Source organism: Mycobacterium florentinum, assembly GCF_010730355.1.
GTDB lineage: Bacteria > Actinomycetota > Actinomycetes > Mycobacteriales > Mycobacteriaceae > Mycobacterium > Mycobacterium florentinum.
This window is the reverse complement of record NZ_AP022576.1, coordinates 1,718,781-1,739,634: the sequence shown is the minus strand read 5'-3', so window position 1 is coordinate 1,739,634 and position 20,854 is coordinate 1,718,781. Positions and strand designations below refer to the sequence as shown.

14 protein-coding genes are annotated in these 20,854 nt (G+C 69.0%); 12 read left to right on the top strand and 2 right to left on the bottom strand.

Going from position 1 to position 20,854, the window contains the following annotated elements; all coding sequences use genetic code 11:
- Window positions 1-14: 14 nt before the first annotated feature.
- From G6N55_RS08210 to G6N55_RS08175, 8 genes are all read left to right on the top strand, one after another.
- Complete coding sequence (locus G6N55_RS08210; RefSeq protein ID WP_085226314.1) at window positions 15-440, top strand: OsmC family protein; 426 nt, start codon at window positions 15-17, stop codon at window positions 438-440.
- Entirely contained in the window at window positions 427-720 is a 294-nt protein-coding gene (locus tag G6N55_RS08205; protein WP_085226316.1) for an acylphosphatase, read from the top strand. The genes G6N55_RS08210 and G6N55_RS08205 overlap by 14 nt, the downstream gene beginning before the upstream one ends.
- A gap of 237 nt (window positions 721-957) precedes the next feature.
- A complete protein-coding gene (gene smc / locus G6N55_RS08200; protein WP_085226318.1) occupies window positions 958-4,557 on the top strand; it encodes a chromosome segregation protein SMC in 3,600 nt (1,199 codons plus the stop codon).
- A gap of 58 nt (window positions 4,558-4,615) precedes the next feature.
- On the top strand, window positions 4,616-5,890 hold the full coding sequence (gene ftsY / locus G6N55_RS08195; RefSeq protein WP_085226319.1) for a signal recognition particle-docking protein FtsY: 1,275 nt from the start codon (window positions 4,616-4,618) through the stop codon (window positions 5,888-5,890).
- Between the two features lie 158 nt (window positions 5,891-6,048).
- A complete protein-coding gene (locus G6N55_RS08190) occupies window positions 6,049-7,458 on the top strand; it encodes an ammonium transporter (RefSeq protein ID WP_085226321.1) in 1,410 nt (469 codons plus the stop codon).
- Between the two features lie 2 nt (window positions 7,459-7,460).
- Window positions 7,461-7,799 carry a P-II family nitrogen regulator gene (locus G6N55_RS08185; RefSeq protein WP_085226323.1) on the top strand — a complete coding sequence of 113 codons (339 nt, stop codon included), beginning with the start codon at window positions 7,461-7,463 and terminating at the stop codon, window positions 7,797-7,799.
- Between the two features lie 45 nt (window positions 7,800-7,844).
- Window positions 7,845-10,343, top strand: coding sequence for a [protein-PII] uridylyltransferase (locus G6N55_RS08180; protein ID WP_085226325.1), 2,499 nt, complete (start codon window positions 7,845-7,847; stop codon window positions 10,341-10,343).
- Window positions 10,344-10,486: 143 nt separating this feature from the next.
- Window positions 10,487-11,560, top strand: a complete 1,074-nt coding sequence (locus G6N55_RS08175; protein WP_085226327.1) for a GGDEF domain-containing protein — start codon at window positions 10,487-10,489, stop codon at window positions 11,558-11,560.
- Between the two features lie 17 nt (window positions 11,561-11,577).
- Here G6N55_RS08175 and G6N55_RS08170 read toward each other — a convergent pair whose 3' ends face one another.
- Window positions 11,578-13,311: a DEAD/DEAH box helicase gene (locus G6N55_RS08170; RefSeq protein WP_085226329.1), complete on the bottom strand. Its 1,734-nt coding sequence runs from the start codon at window positions 13,309-13,311 to the stop codon at window positions 11,578-11,580.
- A gap of 156 nt (window positions 13,312-13,467) precedes the next feature.
- Window positions 13,468-14,274 (bottom strand): alpha/beta hydrolase, encoded by an 807-nt coding sequence (locus G6N55_RS08165; protein ID WP_085226331.1) that lies wholly within the window; start codon window positions 14,272-14,274, stop codon window positions 13,468-13,470.
- Window positions 14,275-14,488: 214 nt separating this feature from the next.
- Here G6N55_RS08165 and ffh point away from each other — a divergent pair, with 214 nt between their 5' ends.
- The 4 genes from ffh (at window position 14,489) to G6N55_RS08145 (ending at window position 20,846) form a co-directional block, all read left to right on the top strand.
- Window positions 14,489-16,054, top strand: a complete 1,566-nt coding sequence (ffh, locus tag G6N55_RS08160) for a signal recognition particle protein (RefSeq protein ID WP_085226333.1) — start codon at window positions 14,489-14,491, stop codon at window positions 16,052-16,054.
- A 13-nt stretch (window positions 16,055-16,067) separates the two neighbouring features.
- Window positions 16,068-17,156 carry a metal-dependent hydrolase family protein gene (locus tag G6N55_RS08155; protein WP_139827093.1) on the top strand — a complete coding sequence of 363 codons (1,089 nt, stop codon included), beginning with the start codon at window positions 16,068-16,070 and terminating at the stop codon, window positions 17,154-17,156.
- Window positions 17,157-17,192: 36 nt separating this feature from the next.
- Window positions 17,193-18,959: a serine/threonine-protein kinase gene (locus G6N55_RS08150; protein WP_085226337.1), complete on the top strand. Its 1,767-nt coding sequence runs from the start codon at window positions 17,193-17,195 to the stop codon at window positions 18,957-18,959.
- A 102-nt stretch (window positions 18,960-19,061) separates the two neighbouring features.
- On the top strand, window positions 19,062-20,846 hold the full coding sequence (locus G6N55_RS08145; RefSeq protein ID WP_085226339.1) for an N-acyl-D-amino-acid deacylase family protein: 1,785 nt from the start codon (window positions 19,062-19,064) through the stop codon (window positions 20,844-20,846).
- The last annotated feature ends 8 nt before the right edge of the window (window positions 20,847-20,854 follow it).

Here is a 20,854-nt window from a genome sequence, read left to right as displayed (position 1 = left end):
GGTAGAAATGAACCATGACGCAATTGTGGGTCGAACGCACCGGGACACGCCGCTACACCGGCCATAGCTCGCGGGGCGCACAGGTTCTTGTCGGCTCCGAGGACGTCGAAGGCGTGTTCACGCCCGGCGAGTTGATGAAGATCGCGCTGGCGGCGTGCAGCGGGATGGCCAGCGACCAGCCGCTGGCTCGCCGGCTCGGCGACGACTACCGGGCGGTGGTCCGGGTCTCCGGCGACGCGGACCGCGACGAAGAGGTCTATCCGCTGCTCTCCGAGACCCTCGAAGTCGACCTGTCGGGCTTGTCCGAGGACGAACAGGAACGCCTGTTCATGGTCGTCAACCGGGCGATCGACCTGGTCTGCACGGTCGGGCGCACGCTCAAGGCGGGCACCATGGTCAAGTTCGAGATCGCCTCCGAGACCGGCAATGCCGGGTCCTGACGTCCGGCTCACCGCCTGGGTGCACGGCATGGTCCAGGGGGTGGGCTTTCGCTGGTGGACCCGCTGCCGGGCGCTGGAGCTCGGCCTCACCGGTTACGCGGCGAACCAGGCCGACGGCCGCGTCCTGGTCGTCGCCCACGGACCCCGGGAGTCGGGCGAGAAACTGCTGGAGCTGCTGGAAGGCGGCCATTCCTGGCCGTCGCGCCCGGGCCACGTCGACAAGGTCGTTGCCGACTGGTCGCAGCCGCAGGAGCAATTCGAGGGGTTCGTCGAGCGCTAGCTACGGTGCTTGAGTCACACCGGTCACAGCGGCACCGCGCGGGCTTCGCAGGGTCGCTTCGCAAACGTGACAGCGCCGGCGATATCGCGTTTCGGAACGCATCATGCCCTCGTTTCCAGTGACTGAAGTGGCCACTGTGGCTAGTGCGCCAGACTGTGAACAACGGGTGTATTTCGAGCGATCCGACACCCCTTCATGACGGCGGCTTGGGCAATTTGAGCGGTAGTCTGGCTCGCCGTGTACCTCAAGAGTCTGACGCTGAAGGGCTTCAAGTCCTTCGCTTCGCCGACGACTCTGCGCTTCGAACCGGGCATCACCGCCGTCGTCGGACCCAACGGTTCCGGCAAATCCAACGTGGTCGATGCCCTGGCGTGGGTGATGGGGGAGCAGGGCGCCAAGACGCTGCGCGGCGGAAAGATGGAAGACGTCATCTTCGCCGGCACCTCGTCGCGCGCCCCGCTGGGCCGCGCCGAGGTCACCGTCACGATCGACAACGCCGACAACGCGCTGCCGATCGAGTACTCCGAGGTTTCGATCACGCGGCGGATGTTCCGCGACGGCGCCAGCGAATACGAAATCAACGGCACCAGTTGCCGTTTGATGGATGTCCAGGAGTTGCTGAGCGACTCCGGTATCGGCCGCGAGATGCACGTGATCGTCGGGCAGGGCAAGCTCGACGAGATCCTGCAGTCGCGGCCCGAGGATCGCCGTGCGTTCATCGAGGAAGCCGCGGGAGTGCTCAAACACCGCAAGCGCAAGGAAAAAGCCCTGCGCAAGCTGGATGCGATGCAGGCCAACCTGGCCCGGCTCACCGACCTGACCACCGAGCTGCGACGCCAACTCAAACCGCTGGGCCGTCAGGCCGAGGTGGCCCGTCGCGCCCAGACCATCCAGGCCGACCTGCGCGACGCGCGATTGCGGCTGGCAGCCGACGACCTGGTCAACCGGCAGGTGCAGCGCGACGCGATCTTGGAAGCCGAGGCCACCATGCGCCGCGAGCACGACGAGGCCGCCGGCCGCCTGGCCGTGGCGTCCGAGGAGCTGACCGCCCACGAGACCGCGCTGGGCCAGCTCTCGGTGCGCGCCGAGTCGGTCCAGCACACCTGGTTCGGGCTGTCCGCTCTGGCCGAACGGGTGGGCGCCACGGTCCGCATCGCCAGCGAACGCGCCCAGCACCTGGACCTGGAGCCGGTGGCGACCAGCGACACCGACCCGGACGCACTCGACGCCGAGGCCGAACAGGTCGCGGCCGCCGAGCGCGAGCTGCTGGCCGAGCTGGACGCCGCCCGGACCCGGCTCGAGGCCGCCCGGGCCGACCTGTCCGAGCGCGAACGCGAGGCCGCCGAGGCCGATCGGGCCCACCTGGCCGCCGTCCGGGCCGAGGCCGACCGGCGCGAGGGCCTGGCCCGGCTGGCCGGTCAGGTCGAGACGATGCGGGCCCGGGTCGAATCGATCGACGACAGCGTGGCCCGGCTGTCCGAACGCATCGAACAGGCCGCTGCCCGCGCGCAGCAGACCCGGGCGGAGTTCGAGACCGTGCAGGGTCGCGTCGGCGAACTCGATCAGGGCGAGGTCGGCCTGGACGAACACCACGAGCGGACGGTGGCCGCGCTGCGACTGGCCGACGCGCGGGTCGTCGAACTGCAGGCGAGCGAGCGGGAGGCCGAGCGCCGGGTGGCGTCACTGCGGGCCCGCATCGATGCGCTCTCGGTGGGGCTCGAACGCAAGGACGGCGCGGCCTGGCTTACCCAAAACCACAGCGGCGCAGGGCTTTTCGGACCGGTCGCGAAATTGGTCAAGGTCCGTCCAGGGTACGAGGCGGCGCTGGCAGTGGTGCTCGGATCGGCGGCCGACGCGCTGGCCGCCGAAAACTTCGGTGCGGCCCGTTCGGCGGTCGCCGCGCTCAAGCAGGCCGACGGGGGTCGCGCGGCGCTGGTGCTCGGCGATTGGCCCGTCGGTGAACCCCCGCCGGCCGCGCCGCTGCCCGACGGTGCCCTGTGGGCGCTCGACCTGGTCGAGGCCCCGCAGCGGCTGCGCGGCGCGATGGTCGCCATGTTGTCCGGTGTCGCGGTGGTCGACGACCTGGGCGCGGCGCTGGATCTGGTCGCGGCCCGCCCGCAGCTGCGCGCGGTGACGCTCGACGGCGACCTGGTCGGCCGTGGCTGGGTCAGCGGCGGCTCGGACCGCAAGCCGTCGACGCTGGAGCTCACCTCGGAGATCGACAAGGCGGGCCGCGAGCTGGCCGCCGCCGAGTCACAGGTGGCGCAGCTGTCCGCGGCCCTGTCCGGCGCACTGGCCGAGCAGCGCGGCCGGCAGGATTCGGCCGAGCAGGCGCTGGCCGCCCTCAACGAGTCCGACACCGAGATCTCGGCGATGTACGAGCAGCTGGGGCGGCTCGGACAGGACGCCCGCACCGCCGACGAAGAGTGGAACCGGCTGCTGCGTCAGCGCGAGGAGCTGGAGACCGGGCGCGCCCAGACCGTCGCAGAGGTCACCGAGCTCGAAACCCGGCTGCGCAACGCCCAGGCCAGCCAGCTCGCACCTGCCGAAGACCCCGTCGATCGTCAGCGGATCGCCGCCGCGGCCGACACCGCCCGCGGCGTCGAAGTGGAGGCCCGGCTCGCGGTGCGCACCGCCGAGGAACGGGCCAACGCCCTACGCGGCCGGGCCGATTCGTTGCGCCGTGCGGCCGCCGCCGAACGTGAGGCGCGGGTGCGGGCCCAGCAGGCACACGCCGCGCGATTGCGGGCGGCCGCGGTGGCCGCGGCGGTGGCCGACGCGGGCAGGCTGCTCGCGGCGCGGTTGGACCGGGTGGTCGCGGCGGCGTCGCAGATCCGCGACGCGATGGTCGGCGAACGCGAGGCCCGGTCGGCGGCGATGGCGGCGGTGCGCACCGAGGTGCAGACGCTGGGCGCCCGGGTGGCCACGCTGACCGATTCGCTGCACCGCGACGAGGTGGCCAACGCCCAGGCGGCGATGCGTATCGAGCAGCTCGAACAGATGGTGCTCGAGCAGTTCGGCATGAGCCCTGCGGATTTGATCGCCGAGTACGGCCCGCAGATCGCGCTGCCGCCCTCGGAGCTGGAGATGGCCGAGTTCGAGCTGGCCCGCGAGCGCGGCGAGCAGGTCACCGCGCCGGCCCCGATCCCGTACGATCGGCCGACCCAGGAGCGGCGGGCCAAACGCGCCGAGCGGGAACTGGCCGAACTGGGCCGGGTCAATCCGCTGGCGCTCGAAGAGTTTGCCGCGCTGGAAGAGCGCTACAACTTCCTGTCCACCCAGCTCGAGGACGTCAAGGCGGCCCGCAAGGATCTGCTCGACGTCGTCGCCGACGTCGACGCCCGCATCCTGCAGGTGTTCAGCGACGCGTTCGTCGACGTGGAACGCGAATTCCAGGAAGTCTTCACCGTGCTGTTCCCCGGCGGCGAGGGCCGGCTGCGGCTGACCAACCCGGACGACATGCTCACCACCGGCATCGAGGTGGAGGCCCGTCCGCCCGGCAAGAAGATCACCCGGCTGTCTTTGCTGTCCGGTGGCGAGAAGGCGCTGACCGCCGTCGCGATGCTGGTGGCGATCTTCCGGGCCCGCCCGTCGCCGTTCTACATCATGGACGAGGTCGAGGCCGCGCTCGACGACACCAACCTGCGCCGCCTGATCTCGCTGTTCGAGCTGCTGCGGGCGCGCTCGCAGCTGCTCATCATCACCCACCAGAAGCCGACCATGGAGGTCGCCGACGCGCTGTACGGCGTGACCATGCAGGGCGACGGCATTACCGCGGTGATCTCGCAGCGGATGCGCGGCCAAGAGGTCGCGCCGCTCGCCACTACCTCTTCTTAGGGCCCGGGCGGCGACTGCCGCTGTGAGTTGGCCCGCGTGGCCCTGAAACAATGTCAGCGTGTCGCAAGGTCTTTGGATCGCCATCGCCGTCGTTGCCGCCCTGGTTGTCATCGCTGCGCTGGTCCTGGGGCTGAGGCGGTACCGTCGCCGGCAGATCAGCCTGACCCGGCCCGAGCCGACCGCACTCGACCGGTCCGGCGGTTACACCGCGTCCTCAGGCATCACCTTCAGCCAGGGCACGCCCACGATCGACACCACCGGGCTGCCCGCGGTGGGAGACGACGCCACCATCCCGCGCGACGCGCCACGGCGCACGATCTCCGACGTTGCGCTGCCCGAACCCGAGACCGTCACGCCCCCGCCGGTGCAGCCGGAGCCGGAAGCCCCCGCGGCGGCCGAGATCGAGGAGATCGCGCCGACCGAGGGCCGGCTGGAACGCTTGCGCGGCCGGCTGGCCCGATCGCAGAACGCGCTCGGGCGCAGCATGCTGGGACTGATCGGCGGCGGCGACCTGGACGAAGACTCCTGGCAGGACGTCGAGGACACCCTGCTGGTCGCCGACCTGGGCCCGGTCGTCACCGAGTCGGTGGTCGCACAGCTGCGCAGCCGCCTGGCCAGCAGCAATGTCCGCACCGAAGCCGACGCGCGGGCGGTGCTGCGCGACGTGCTGATCAAAGAGCTCAAACCCGAAATGGATCGCTCGATCCGCGCGCTGCCGCACGACGATCACCCGTCGGTGCTGCTGATCGTCGGCGTCAACGGCACCGGAAAGACCACCACGGTCGGCAAGCTGGCGCGGGTGCTGGTGGCCGACGGTCGGCGTGTCGTGCTGGGCGCCGCCGATACATTCCGGGCCGCCGCCGCCGATCAACTGGAGACCTGGGCGTCCCGGGTGGGCGCCGAAGTGGTGCGCGGGCCCGAGGGCTCGGACCCGGCGGCGGTGGCCTTCGACGCCGTCGACAAGGGCATCGAGGCGGGCGCGGACGTCGTGCTGATCGACACCGCGGGGCGGCTGCACACCAAGGTGGGTCTGATGGACGAGCTCGACAAGGTCAAGCGCGTGGTGACCCGGCGCGCCGCCGTCGACGAGGTGTTACTTGTCCTCGACGCCACGATCGGACAGAACGGCCTGGCCCAGGCAAAGGTTTTCGCCGACGTCGTCGACATCACCGGCGCGGTGCTGACCAAGCTGGACGGAACGGCCAAGGGCGGCATCGTTTTCCGGGTTCAACAGGAACTGGGCGTGCCGGTGAAACTCGTCGGCCTCGGCGAAGGCCCGGACGATTTGGCGCCTTTTGAGACGGCCGCATTCGTGGACGCCCTGCTCGGCTGAAACCCCTTACACAGCCGCCGTTTCGTTAATGACGCCGAAACACGGTGGCCCCATCTCGGAAACAACTATTGCGCAAGGTTCTGGATCAGGTCAGCAGGCACATGTCTGATGACCCGTTCAGGGCCGACCGGAGGTGATAGCGAGTGAGTTTCCCAGTAATGGGCCAGCCCAATACCGGTGATACCGCATGGATGCTGGCGAGTTCAGCGCTGGTGCTGTTGATGACGCCAGGATTGGCGTTCTTCTACGGCGGCATGGTGCGCGCGCGAAGCGTGCTCAACATGCTCATGATGAGTATCAGCGCCATGGGTGTGGTGACGGTGCTGTGGGTTCTATATGGCTATTCAGTCTCGTTTGGCACTGACAAGGCCAACCTGATCGGCGACCCCACCGAGTACTGGGGCCTCAAGGGCCTGATCGGTGGCAACGCCGTAGCCGCCGATCCGACCAAAGGCGTTGCCGCGACGGATATTCCGCTCGCCGGCACCTTGCCCGCGACCGTGTTCGTGGCGTTCCAGCTGATGTTCGCGATCATCACCGTCGCCCTGATCTCGGGCGCGGTCTCCGACCGCCTCAAGTTCAGCGCCTGGCTGGTGTTCTCCGGGCTGTGGGCGACGTTCGTGTACTTCCCGGTTGCGCACTGGGTCTTCGCGTTCGACGGCTTCGCGGCCGAGAAGGGCGGCTGGATCGCCAACAAGCTGCACGCGATCGACTTCGCCGGTGGAACCGCGGTCCATATCAACTCCGGTACGGCGGGTCTGGCGCTGGCGCTGGTGCTGGGCAAGCGCAAAGGCTGGCCCACCACGCTGTTCCGCCCGCACAACCTGCCGTTCGTGATGCTCGGCGCCGGGTTGCTGTGGTTCGGCTGGTACGGCTTCAACGCGGGTTCGGCCACCAGCTCCAACGGCGCCGCGGCTGCGACATTCATGACCACCACGATCGCCACCGCCACCGCCATGCTGGCCTGGCTGCTCACCGAGCGCATTCGCGACGGCAAGGCGACAACGCTGGGAGCGGCGTCGGGCATCGTGGCGGGGCTGGTCGCCATCACCCCGTCCTGCTCGTCGGTCAACGCGCTGGGCGCGCTGATCATCGGCCTGGTCGCCGGTGTGGTGTGCGCGCTGGCGGTCGGGCTGAAGTTCAAGCTCGGCTTCGATGACTCGCTGGACGTGGTCGGTGTCCACCTGGTCGGTGGTCTGGCCGGAACACTGCTGGTCGGCCTGCTGGCCGCCCCGGAGAGCGTGGCGATCAACGGCGTCACGGGCGTGTCGAAGGGCTTGTTCTACGGCGGCGGCTGGGATCAGCTGGAACGGCAGGCGGTCGGCGCGTTCAGCGTGCTTGGCTTCTCGTTTGTCGTCACGTTTATCATCGCCTTGATCCTGAAGTACACGATGGGGCTGCGGCTGAATCCGGAAGCGGAAGCAGCCGGTATCGATGAGGCCGAGCACGCGGAGAGCGGTTACGATTTCGCAGTGGCCACATCGTCGGTTCTTCCCCGTGCCACCCTGCCGGACAGTGCTAACGGACTGGACGAAGCAGTCGCGGCCGAGAAAGTGGAGGCGGAGTAATCATGAAGCTGGTCACCGCGATCGTGAAGCCGTTCACCCTTGACGACGTCAAGACGGCCCTGGAGGATGCGGGCGTCCTGGGGCTGACGGTCAGCGAAGTCCAGGGCTACGGACGGCAGAAGGGGCACACCGAGGTCTACCGGGGTGCTGAATACTCGGTCGATTTCGTGCCGAAGGTCCGGATCGAGGTCGTTGTCGACGACTCCGTCGTCGACAAGGTCGTGGACAGCATCGTCCGCGCGGCTCGCACCGGCAAGATCGGCGACGGCAAGGTCTGGGTCAGCCCCGTGGAAACCATTGTGCGCGTGCGCACCGGTGAGCGCGGGACCGATGCGATATGACGCTAGCGCCGAATTGACAATCCAGGCCGACCGGGCCGGGAGGTTATGAAACCGACCGAGCCCGACCCGTCCGGGACAGCCAGAGCGGACGCCGTGCACGCTGAAATCGCTATCGGAGCAAGCGATTTGGCCGCTGCGCGGCGTACGCTGCTGTCTGAGGGCAGCAAGCTGCACGCGGCCGAGCTCAGGCACGCCTGGCTGGATCTGCACGAGTCCTGGTTGATCGCAAAGGCCACCGAGCTCGGCATCACCGAAACCAGCGGCTTCGCGCTCGTCGGGGTCGGCGGCCTGGGGCGCCGCGAGCTGCTGCCCTATTCCGATCTGGACTTGATGCTGTTGCACGACAACGTCCCCGACGACGTGCTGCAGCGGGTGGCCGATGGGCTGTGGTACCCGTTGTGGGACGCCAACGTTCGGCTCGACCACAGCGTGCGAACGGTATCCGGCACGCTGACCGTCGCCAACGGCGACATGATCGCCGCCCTGGGCCTGCTGGACGCTCGCCACATCGCCGGCGATCCGGCGCAGTCCGAGGAGTTGATCGCGGGCGCACGAAAGCAGTGGCGCACCGCGATTCGCTCCCGGATGGACGAGCTGGTGGAAATGACGAACGCCCGCTGGCAGCGATGTGGCCGGATCGCGCAACGCGCCGAGCCCGACCTGAAATCGGGCCGCGGCGGCCTGCGGGACGTCCAGCTGCTCGACGCGTTGGGCGTGGCTCAGCTGATCGACCGCCGCGGCATGAGCCGTCCGGAAATCCCCGGCGGTTCACTCGACGATGCGTATCTGACCCTGCTCGACGTCCGCACCGAACTGCATCGGGTGTCCGGCCGCGGACGCGATCAGGTGCTGGCCCAGTTCGCCGACGAGATCAGCGCCGCCCTGCACACCGGCGACCGATTCGCGTTGGCGCGCATGCTTTCCGACGTCGGCCGCACCATCGCGTACCACGCCGAAAGCGGACTGCGCACCGCCCAGAACGCGCTGCCGCGCCGCGGTATCAGCGCACTGGTACGACGCCCGAAGCGGCGACCGCTGGACGAGGGCGTGGTCGAATACGACGGCGAGATCGTGCTTGCCCGCGAGGCCCAACCCGAACGCGATCCCGGGCTGGTGCTTCGGGTGGCCGCCGCCTCGGCCAACACCGGCCTGCCGATCGGGGCCGCCACCCTGAGCCGACTGGCCGCCAGCGTGCCGGACCTGCCGACACCGTGGCCGCGCGAGGCGCTGGACGACCTCCTGGTCGTGCTGCTGGCCGGCCCCCCGATGGTGAACACGATCGAAGCGCTGGACCGAACGGGGCTGTGGAGCAAGCTATTTCCGGAATGGGACGCCGTCCGCGACCTGCCGCCGCGCGATGTGTCCCACGTGTGGACCGTGGATCGTCATATCGTCGAGACCGCCGTCAACGCGGCGCCGCTGACGACTCGCGTCGCGCGATCGGACCTGCTGGCAATCGGCGCCCTGCTGCACGACATCGGCAAGGGGCGCGGTGTCGACCACTGTGTGCTGGGGGCCGATTTGGTGATTCCGATCGGCGAGCGGCTGGGACTGGAACCCCGCGACATCGAGACACTGTCAGGCATGGTCCGCCACCATCTGCTGCTGCCCGTCGCGGCTACCCGAAGCGACCTCAACGATCCGAAAACCATTGAATCCGTGTCGAAGACGCTGGACGGGGATTGGCAACTGCTCGAGCTGCTGCACGCGCTCGCCGAGGCCGACTCGAAGGCCACCGGGCCCGGAGTGTGGAGCGACTGGAAAGCCTCCCTGATGGAGGACCTGGTGCGGCGCTGTCGGCTGGTGATGGCGGGTGAGCCGTTGCCGGAAGTGGAACCGACTGCGCCACACTATATTGCGCTGGCAGTCGATCACGGAGTACATGTCGAGATCAAGTCGGGGGAGCGCGAACGACTCCACACCGTGATGGTCGCACCGGACCAGCGCGGACTGGTGTCGAAGGCCGCGGCGGTACTGGCGCTGAATTCGCTGCGGATCCATTCCGCGACGGTCAACACTCACGAGGGCGTCGCGATCACCGAATTCATGGTGTCGCCGCTGTTCGGTTCCCCACCCGAGGCGGGCCTGCTGCGTCAGCAGTTTGTCGGCGCCCTCAATGGCGACGTCGACATCCTTGGCGCACTGGAAAAACGCGACACCGACGCCGCCAACTCGGCGATGTCGCGGGCCGGCGAGGTCCAGGCCGGCGCACCGCTGACCCGTTCGACCGCCCCGCCCCGCATCCTGTGGCTCAACGCCGCCGCACCGGAGCAACTCGTCGTCGAAGTTCGCGCGATGGACCGGATCGGGCTACTCGCCTTGTTGGCGCAGGCGCTCGAGCGGGCGGGAGCCGACATCGCCTGGGCGAAGGTCAATACGTTCGGGTCGACGGCCGCCGATGTGTTCTGCGTGACGATGCCGGTCGAGTCGGGACAAGAAGCCGCGGACACCGAGCACGAGGCGCGAACCGTGATCGAGCAAAATCTGCTGACGGTGCTGGGCGGTCCCATCGTCGAGGTGCTCGCGGAACCCGTCGGCGACTAGCACGAGATCGCACCGGCGTCGCGCGGGGATGTTCGGATCTTCGATCGACCCCGCTGAAGTGGGTGGACGTGTTACAACTGTTCAATTCTTTCGCGCGGGGAACCGGCTTTTCGCCGGGCGCTCGGCTTTTCGAAGGGTGACACATGGGGTGGCTAGCGCAGTGGTGGCGACAGCCTGACCACTACGACTGGCTGACCGGCTATCTGCAATCCCGTGGGATGGGCCTGAGTCTGCGCTGGATCTTTGCCGGAGTCTCCGCGTCCCTCGCGCTGACCCCGATCGACGTGCTGTGGGACCAGGCCCCGCCCCGGCCGCCGGCGTTGGCGCTCGACGTGGCGATCGCGGTGCTGGGACTGGGCATTGCGACCGTGTGGTTGTCGGGCTGGCCGACGCGGCGTCAGTCGGTCGTGATCGCGATGACCTGGAGCTTGTGTTTCGCGGCCGGCAGCCTGGCTCAGCCCAACCCCCTTCTCGCGCTGATGGGGTGCGTGGCCCTTGCCCTGCCGGGCGGCTATCTCGCGTTTTTCCACACCGCCGGGTACATGGCGGCGAATTTCTGGCTGGCGGGAACCGTTGGAGCGGTCGAGGTCATGCGGATGGCAGCGGTTGGCCAGGGGATTCTGGCCATGCACTGCTACTTTCTGGTGCTCGAGCTCAACGTGCTGGTGCCCTTCGCCATCCAGGTTGTGGTGCGTGCGCTGAGTGCGGATTTGCTGCGCTCCGACCGGGATCCGCTGACCGGCCTGCTGAATCGCAGAGCCTGCGAGCGCGCCGTCCTCGGGCGGATTCTCACCAATGCCGACCATGCGTATCTGGCGGTGGCCATGGTCGATCTGGACCGCTTCAAGAACCTCAACGACACGCAGGGTCACGCTGCCGGCGATTCGGCGCTGGTCGCGGTCGCGCACGCGCTGACTGCCGCCACCAAACACACCGCGCTCATCGGCCGTGTCGGTGGGGAAGAGTTTCTGGTCGCCGACACCGTGCACACCGAACGCCCGCCCGGGTGGGGCAGCCGGCTATGCGATGCGGTGGCCGCGACGGCAACTCCGGTGACCGCCAGCGTCGGCATCGCGACCCTGGCACTGGCCGGCGTCGGCGGCAACGACGCCGAGCAGGCGTATCGGCAGGTGGTCGCGGCCGCCGACGCCGCGATGTACGAGGCGAAAAGGCTCGGCGGCAACCAGGCCCGGCACCACAGTCGTCAGGAGTCGTGAAGACGCCGTGAGCTGGGTTAAGCCAGCTCCGAATTCAGTTGCCGCACAGCCACAATGCGGTCTCTGAGCTGATCGCGGGTCGCCGCGGCGATCGGTGGACCGCCGCAGCGGCGGCGCAGTTCGTTGTGGATCCATCCGTGCGGCTTGCCGGTGCGGTGATGGGCGACCGACACCAGGGCGTTGAGTTCGCGACGCAGCTCGCGCAGCTGGCCGTGCATGGACCCCGACCCCGACGGCACGGGAGCGGACTGCCCGGATGCCGCCCGCTTCTGCAGCTGCTCGTCCTGGCGGCGGTGCAGCAGCGCCCGCATCTGGGTGGCGTCGAGCAACCCCGGGATGCCGAGGTAGTCGGCCTCCTCGTCGCTTCCGGCCGGGGCGGCGGTGCCGAACGAGGACCCGTCGAAGATGACCTGGTCGAGTTCGGCGTCGGCACCCAGGGAGGTGAAACCCTTTTCCAGCTCCGACTTTTCGTTCTGTTCCTTGACGGCGGGATCGGCGTCGAGCGGGTCGTCGAGGGATTCGCGGTGCGGCTCGCCGAGCACGTGGTTGCGTTCGGCCTCCAGCTCGCTGGCCAGCATCAGCAGGCTGGGCACCGACGGCACGAAAATGCTCGCGCTCTCGCCGGCCCGCCGCGACCGCACGAAGCGCCCGATGGCCTGGGCGAAGAACAGCGGGGTGGAGGCGCTGGTGGCGTAGATCCCGACCGACAGCCGCGGAACGTCGACACCCTCGGACACCATCCGCACCGCGACCAGCCAGCGCGAGGTGCTCTCGGAGAACTCGGAGATCCGTGCCGACGACCCGGGATCGTCGGAGAGCACCAGCGTCGGTGCCTCGCCGGTCAGCTTCGTCAGCAGCTTGGCGTACGCGCGGGCGGCGGTCTGGTCCGACGCGATGATCATGCCGCCCGCGTCGGGTACGTGCGTGCGCTTCTGGCGCAGCCGCTGATCCGCGGCGGTGATCACCGCGGGCATCCATTCGCCGGCGGGGTCCAGCGCGGTGCGCCACGCGCGCGCGGTCTGCTCGGCGGACAGCGGCTCGCCCAGGCGCGCCTCGTGCTCCGCGCCGGCGTTGTCGCGCCAGCGCGCCTGCCCGGAGTAGGCCAGGAACACCACCGGGCGCACCACGCCGTCGGCGAGCGCTTCGGCGTAGCCGTAGGTGTGGGCGGCCTGCGAGCGGCGTATCCCGTCGGCTCCCGATTCGTAGGTGACGAACGGGATGGGGCTGTCGTCGCTGCGAAACGGTGTGCCCGTCAAGGCAAGTCGGCGGGTGGCGTCGCCGAAGGCTTCGCGAATGGCGTCACCCCAGGTCTTCGCGTCTCCGCCATGGTGGATCTCGTCGAAAACGGCCAGCGTCTTGCGTTGCTCGGTGCGCACCCGGTGCAGCGTCGGATGCGACGCGACCTGGGCGTAGGTGACCATGACGCCGTGGTATTCCGACGAGGTCTGCGGGCTGGTGTTGGAGAACTTCGGATCCAGGAAAATGCCGTACCGCAGCGCGGCCTGCGCCCACTGCACCTTGAGGTGTTCGGTGGGCACGACGACGGTGATCTGCTCGACGGCGCGGCTGTTCAGCAGTTCGGCGATGACCCGCAGCGCGAACGTCGTCTTTCCGGATCCCGGCGTGGCCACGGCCAGGAAGTCGCGTGGCTCGGCGGCCAGGTACTTCACCAGCGCGCGGCGCTGCCAGCCTCGCAGCGGTCGCGTGTCGAGTCCAACGCTCGCGTCGGCGGCGGCGCTGACCGGCTGCATCGACACGACTCCCCTCCGGCGCGCCGTTGGCAGGCTGCGCCCGTTCAAAAGGTTTTAGGCCCCGGCCCGCGATGCTAACCGGTGTGGCGGCGGGTGTGAAATGTAGCATGGCAACGCTTTTCGGCGTTGGAACGACTCGAAGAAGACGCAGCCACGTTATCCCGGAAGCCGGGACGGGCCCGTTAAATCGCGGGTCTGCAGCCACGTGTCGATCCGTTCGGCGACGTCGGCCCAACCCGGTTCGAGCATCATGTTGTGTCCCATCGCGAAGAACTCCGGCTCGGTCCGGTAGGCACGCGCCGTGGCGCGCACCTCGTCGACGCTGACGAAGCCGTCGTACAGCGCGCCGAGGACCAGGATCGGCGTCCGCACCCGCCGGGTTCGGACGCGGCGCACGATCGGATCGGTCATGGCGGCGCGAACGCTCTCGGCCCCGGCGCGAAGACGGCAGGATTCGACGATGGCCTCGGGCGTGTCGGCGCAGAAGAGGTACTCGCGCGTCAGCTCGGGGGTGGCGAGGAATTTCAGCAGCGTGGGGTCGCTCCAGGCCTCCAGGGTCATCGACGGCCGGCGACGCCAGACGCGGATCGCCAAGCTGAGCACCCCCTTCGGCGGCACGGAGCCCAGCAACACCGCGGCCGGGGCGCTGTGCTGCTCGAGGTAGCGCTGGATCACGAAGCCGCCCAGCGAATGACCGATCAGCGCCGGCGCGCCACCCAGCTCGTCGGCCACCGACCGCAGATCGTCCAGGTAGTCGGCGACCGAAACCTTGGTCAACGGCTTCGCGGTGGGGCTGTTGCCGTGCCCGCGCAGGCTGATCGACACCGCCCGATAACCGGCGTCGGCGAAGTAGTCCAGGAAGTGGTCGTCCCAGCACCACGCGCCATGCCAGCCGCCGTGCACGAAGAGCAGCGGCACGGGGTGGTCCCGGCTGCAGGATCCCTTGTCGATTACCTCGAGCATGAGCCGACAATTGCCGTCGTCAACCGCACCGTCAAGCGTTTCCGCCCGTTGCGGCGCGCCGAGCGTGCGGCCGGCCGCGCGTTCGGCGTCGCGTGTGAAGCCGGCCGCGCACTCGCGGCGGAAGGCAGCCGCAGCCGGCTCTCACTGGGCCTGATGAGTGGTGACCCGCGTCGCCCCGCTACGCGGCGCTCGCGATCACCACTAGGCTGGCGGAGTGTTTGAATCGCTCTCCGACCGGTTGACCGGTGCCCTGCAAGGGCTGCGCGGCAAAGGTCGACTGACCGACGCCGACATCGATGCCACCACTCGTGAAATCCGCCTCGCGCTGCTCGAAGCCGACGTATCACTGCCCGTCGTACGGGCGTTCGTCGGCCGGATCAAAGAGCGCGCCCGGGGTGCCGAGGTCTCCGGCGCCCTCAACCCGGCGCAGCAGGTCGTCAAGATCGTCAACGAAGAACTCATCGGCATCCTCGGCGGCCAGACCCGCCAGCTGGCGTTCGCGAAGACCCCGCCGACCGTCATCATGCTGGCCGGCCTGCAGGGTTCCGGTAAGACCACGCTGGCGGGCAAGCTCGCCGCGTGGCTGCGCGGCCAGGGCCACACACCGCTGCTGGTGGCCTGCGATCTGCAGCGCCCCGCCGCGGTCAACCAGCTGGTGGTCACCGGACAGCGCGCCGGCGTGCCCGTCTTCGCGCCCCATCCCGGTGAGTCACCCGAGTCCGGCCCTGGTGACCCCGTCGCGGTCGCGTCGGCCGGACTCGCCGAGGCCCGCGCCAAACACCACGACGTCGTCATCGTCGACACCGCCGGGCGCCTGGGTATCGACGACGAGCTGATGAGCCAGGCCGCGGCCATCCGCGACGCCGTCGATCCCGATGAAGTGATCTTCGTGCTCGACGCCATGATCGGCCAGGACGCCGTCACCACCGCCGAGGCGTTCCGCGAGGGCGTCGGCTTCACCGGCGTGGTGTTGACCAAGCTCGACGGCGACGCGCGCGGTGGTGCCGCGCTGTCGGTCCGCGAGGTCACCGGCGTCCCAATCCTTTTCGCGTCCACCGGCGAGAAGCTGGAAGATTTCGACGTCTTCCACCCGGACCGGATGGCCAGCCGCATCCTCGGCATGGGCGACGTGCTCAGCCTGATCGAACAGGCCGAGCAGGTCTTCGACGCCGAGCAGGCCGAGGCCGCCGCCGCCAAGATCGGCTCCGGCGAGCTGACCCTCGAGGACTTCCTCGAACAGATGCTCGCGATCCGCAAGATGGGACCGATCGGCAACCTGCTGGGCATGCTGCCCGGCGCCGGGCAGATGAAGGACGCGCTGGCCGAGGTCGACGACCGTCAGCTCGACCGGCTGCAGGCCATCATCCGCGGCATGACGCCCCAGGAACGGGCCGACCCGAAGATCATCAACGCTTCGCGGCGGCTGCGCATCGCCAACGGCTCGGGCGTGGCGCTGTCCGAGGTCAACCAGCTGGTGGACCGGTTCTTCGAGGCCCGCAAGATGATGTCGTCGATGCTGGGCGGCATGGGCATCCCGGGCATGGGCCGCAAGTCCTCCAACCGAAAAGGCAAGGGCGCCAAGGGAAAAAAGGGCAAGAAGGGCGGGCGCGGTCCGACGCCGCCGAAGGCTCGCAACCCGCTCGGCGCCGGCATGCCGGGGATGCCGGGCATGCCCGCCGGATTCCCCGACCTGTCCCAGATGCCCGAGGGCCTCAACGAGCTGCCGCCCGGCCTGGCCGACTTCGATCTGTCCAAGCTGAAGTTCCCGGGCAAGAAGTAGCCGCGCGGTGCCCATGCGCGTGCGGGGTCGGGGATTGCCCGACGATGCCCCGATCGAACTCTGGATCGTCGACGGTCACATCAGCACGCAACGGGTCGCCGGTGCCGACACCGTCTTCGACGGCGGCTGGATCCTGCCGGGGCTGGTGGATGCCCACTGTCACGTCGGGCTCGGCCACCACGGCGAGATCCCGATCGAAGACGCGATCGTGCAGGCCGAGACCGAACGCGAGGTCGGCGCGCTGCTGCTGCGCGACTGCGGCTCGCCGACCGACACCCGCAGCCTCGACGACCGCGACGACCTGCCGCGCATCATCCGGGCCGGCAAGCACATCGCCAGGCCCAAGCGCTATCAGGCCGGTTTCTCGGTCGAACTCGAAGACGAATCGCAGCTGCCGGCCGCGGTGGCCGAGGAGGCGCGGCGCGGCGACGGCTGGATCAAGCTGGTCGGCGACTGGATCGACCGCGGCGTCGGCGATCTCGCGCCGCTGTGGTCCGACGACGTGCTCAAGGCCGCGATCGACGCCGCCCACGCGCACGGCGCCCGCGTCACCGCCCACGTCTTCAGCGACGAGGCCATGCCGGGGCTGATCAAGGCCGGGATCGACTGCATCGAACACGGCACCGGGCTCAGCGACGACACCATCGCCTTGATGCTCGAGCACGGAACCGTGTTGGTCCCCACCCTGATCAACATCATCGACAATTTCCCGGGCATCGCCGACGCCGCCAAGAAGTACCCGACCTACGCCGCGCACATGCGCGAGCTGTACGCGCGCTGCCCCGAGCGGATCGCGGCGGCCGCGGATGCGGGCGTGCCGATCTACGCGGGAAGCGACGCCGGCACGATGATCGCCCACGGCCGGATCGTCGACGAGGTCGAGGCCCTCAAGGGGATCGGGATGAGCGCACACGACGCGCTGGGCGCCGCCTGCTGGGATGCGCGGCGCTGGCTGGGCCGTCCCGGTCTGGACCACGGGGCGTCCGCGGATCTGGTGTGCTACGCGCAAGACCCGCGCACGGGTCCCGGCGTGCTGGGCCAACCCGATCTGGTGATCCTGCGCGGCAACATGTTTCGGCCCTCACGCGGCCCGGGCGCCTGATCAGCGGGGCGCCGCGACGGCGGATAGAATAAGCCGATGGCGTTGGCCAGCGGCGCGGTTTTTGCCGGTTATACCGTCGCTCGAAGGCTCGGATCCGGGGTGACTGGTGATGTCTACCTTGTTCAGGATCCCCGTTCCGCGCGCTGGCAGGCGCTGAAGGTGCTGTCGCCGGCACTGTCGTCCGACCGTGCGTTCCGCCGGGATTTTCTGTCCGAGACCGCGGCGGTGTCGAGCCTGTACCACCAGCACATCGTGGAGGTGCACGACCGCGGCGACTTCGACGGACAGCTGTGGGTCGCGATGGACTACGTGGAGGGCAGCAACGCCGCGCAGCTGCTGAAGGACCGGTTTCCGGCGGTGTGGCCCGTCGGCGAGGTGCTGGCGATCATCACCGCGGTGGCCGACGCGCTGGACTACGCCCACCAGCGCGGGGTGCTGCACCGCGACGTCAAACCGGCCAACATCCTGCTGACCAGCCCGGGTGACGGCGAACAACGGATTCTGTTGTCGGACTTCGGGGTAGCGCGACCACTGGGCGAGCACTCGGGCGTGGTCGGCTCGCATGTCCCGGTCGGCACGGTGGGTTACGCCGCGCCCGAGCAGTTGATGGGTGCCGACATCGATCGGGGCGCCGACCAGTATGCGTTGGCGGCGACGGCATTTCACCTGTTGACCGGCGCGCCGCCGACCGAATACCTCAGTCCGTCGGCCGCGCTGCGCGAGTTGCTCAGCGGTGCGCCGCGCAAACTCAGCGACCAGCGCCCGGAGCTCGCGCAGCTGGATCGGGTGTTCGCACGAGCGCTGGCCAAACGGCCCGTCGACCGCTTTGCGAGTTGCCGGGAGTTCGCCAATGCGGCCAATGCGCTGTCCGTCGTCGAAACGGGAGATCGCAGTCCCGAGGCGGTTTTCGCCGTCGAGTACCCCGCCTTCGGCTGGCCCGGCGACGATGACTTGGCCGGCCTCGACCCCTCCCGCGAGATCGCCGAGCCGCAGCCGTCCGGCCGCAAGCCCGCCAAGGGCGGGGCGACGGACGGCGATCAGGGCGCGGCCGCCCTGCCGACGCGGCGCCGGCCCCGCAAGATCGTGGTCGGTGTGGCGGCGATCGCGGTGCTGATCGGGTTGTTCACCTTCGGCATCATCACCGGGCGAAAGATGGAGTCGACCGCGGCGCGCGCGGCGAGCGCTCCGCCCGGCGCGCCCGCCCCGGCCGCCGTGCCGCCGCCCAGCACCCCGTCCGGTCCGCCGACCCCGCTGGACGGCACCTATCGCCTCGATGCGCAGCGGTCCAAGGAGACCTTCGACTACACGCCCAGTCCGCAACCCCCTGATGTCACGACGTGGTGGGCCCTGCGCTCGTCGTGCACGCCGTCGTACTGCTCGGCCGCCGCGGTACTGCTGGACAACAACGACCACAGCCAACTGGCCAATGCCGGCGGTCGTCCGGTCATCTTTCAGTTCACCGATGGTCAATGGCAGGCGCGTCCGGAGACGGTGCCGTTTCCCTGTGTGGGACCGACCGGGGCAGCCAAGTCGCAGACCACGGTGCAGACGCTGTCGTTGCGGCCCAATGCGCAGGGTGATCTCGTCGGCGAAATGGATCTTGTCGTGCAAACCGACGAGTGCGGGCAGCGCGGGTCGGTGGTCCGCGTCCCCGCGCAGCTGGCCCGCACCGCGGACACCCCGCCCAGCGTCTATGTGCCGGACCCCATCTCGGTCCCGGAGATCGCCGGCGTCCAGACCCCGGCATCCGCGACCCCCAGCGCCCCGAAGCCGTCCGGGGCTCCGTACACGCCGGGTCGCTAACCCACGCAGCACCGTGACCTGCGGCGTTGCCGACCTCAGAAAAAGATTGCGAGTGCTCACTATCTATGATAGGTTCGCTTGCAACACCATCTGGAGGCGACAATGACTTACGACGTGATCATCCGCGACGGCCTGTGGTTCGACGGAACGGGCAGTGCGCCGCACACCCGCACGCTGGGTATCCGCGACGGTGTGGTGGCCACGGTGTCGTCCGGGCCGCTGGACGAGACGGGCTGCCCGGAAGTGATCGACGCGGCGGGCAAGTGGGTGGTGCCCGGCTTCATCGACGTGCACACTCACTACGACGCCGAAGTGCTGCTGGACCCGGGCCTGCGCGAGTCGGTGCGCCACGGTGTCACCACGGTGCTGCTGGGCATGTGTTCGCTGTCGACGGTCTACGCGAAAACCGAAGACGCCGCCGACCTGTTCAGCCGGGTGGAGGCGGTGCCGCGCAAATACGTCCTCGGCGCGCTGGAAGCCAACCGGACCTGGACCACCGCCGCGGAGTACATCGCGGCCATCGACGCGCTGCCGCTCGGGCCGAATATCGGTTCACTGCTTGGTCATTCGGACCTGCGCAGCACGGTGCTCGGACTCGATCGGGCCACCGACGCCACCGTCAAGCCCACCGACGCCGAGCTGGAGAAGATGGCGGCGTTGCTCGACGAGGCGCTCGAGGCCGGGATGCTGGGCATGTCGGGCATGGACGCCGCGATCGACAAACTCGACGGCGACCGTTTCCGCTCGCGGGCGCTGCCGTCGACGTTCGCGACCTGGCGGGAGCGGCGCAAGCTGATCAAGGTGCTGCGCAAGCGCGGCCGGATGCTGCAGAGCGCACCCGACGTCAACAACGCGGCCACGGCCGTGCTGTTCTTCCTGGCCAGCAGCCGAATGTTCGGACGTCGCAATCCAGTTCGGATGAGCCTGCTGGTGTCCGCCGACGCCAAGTCGAATCCACTGGCGGTCTACGTGTTCGGGCCGGCGACGCGGTTGGCGAACAAGTTCTTCGGCTCGAGCGTGCGGTTCCAGCATCTGCCGGTCCCGTTCGAGTTGTACTCCGACGGAATCGACCTGCCGGTCTTCGAAGAGTTCGGCGCGGGCACGGCGGCCCTGCATCTGCGTGATCAGTTGCAGCGCAACGAGTTACTGGCCAACGAGGCCTACCGCCGCGAGTTCCGCAAAGAGTTCGACCGCATCAAGCTGGGCCCGTCGCTGTGGCACCGCGACTTCCACGACGCGGTCATCGTCGAGTGCCCCGATAAGTCGTTGGTCGGCAAGAGCTTTGGTGCGATCGCCGACGAGCGTGGACTGCACCCGCTCGACGCGTTCCTCGATGTGCTGGTCGAAAACGGGGAACGCAACGTGCGATGGACCACCATCGTTGCCAATCACCGGCCCAAGCTGCTCAACGCGCTGGCCAACGAGGACAGCGTGCACATGGGCTTCTCGGATGCCGGTGCGCACCTGCGCAATATGGCCTTCTACAACTTTCCGATCAAGCTGCTCAAGCGAACTCGCGACGCCTACCGCGCGGGTGCGCCGTTCATGTCCACCGAACGCGCGGTGCACCGGCTGACCGGTGAACTGGCCGACTGGTTCGGCATCGACGCCGGGACCCTGCGCCAAGGCGACCGGGCCGACTTCGTCGTGATCGACCCGGCCGGCCTGAACGACGAGGTCGAGGCCTACCACGAGGAAGCGGTCCCGTTCTACGGCGGCCTGCGGCGCATGGTCAATCGCAACGACGAGGCCGTGGTCGCCACGGGCGTGGGCGGCGCCGTGGTCTTCCGCGCGGGCGAGTTCCGCGAGGGCTACGGGCAGACCGTGAAGTCGGGCCGCTACCTGCGGGCCGGCCGGCGCGCGCAGCGCTCGGCCGCACTGGTCTGAGCGGCCCG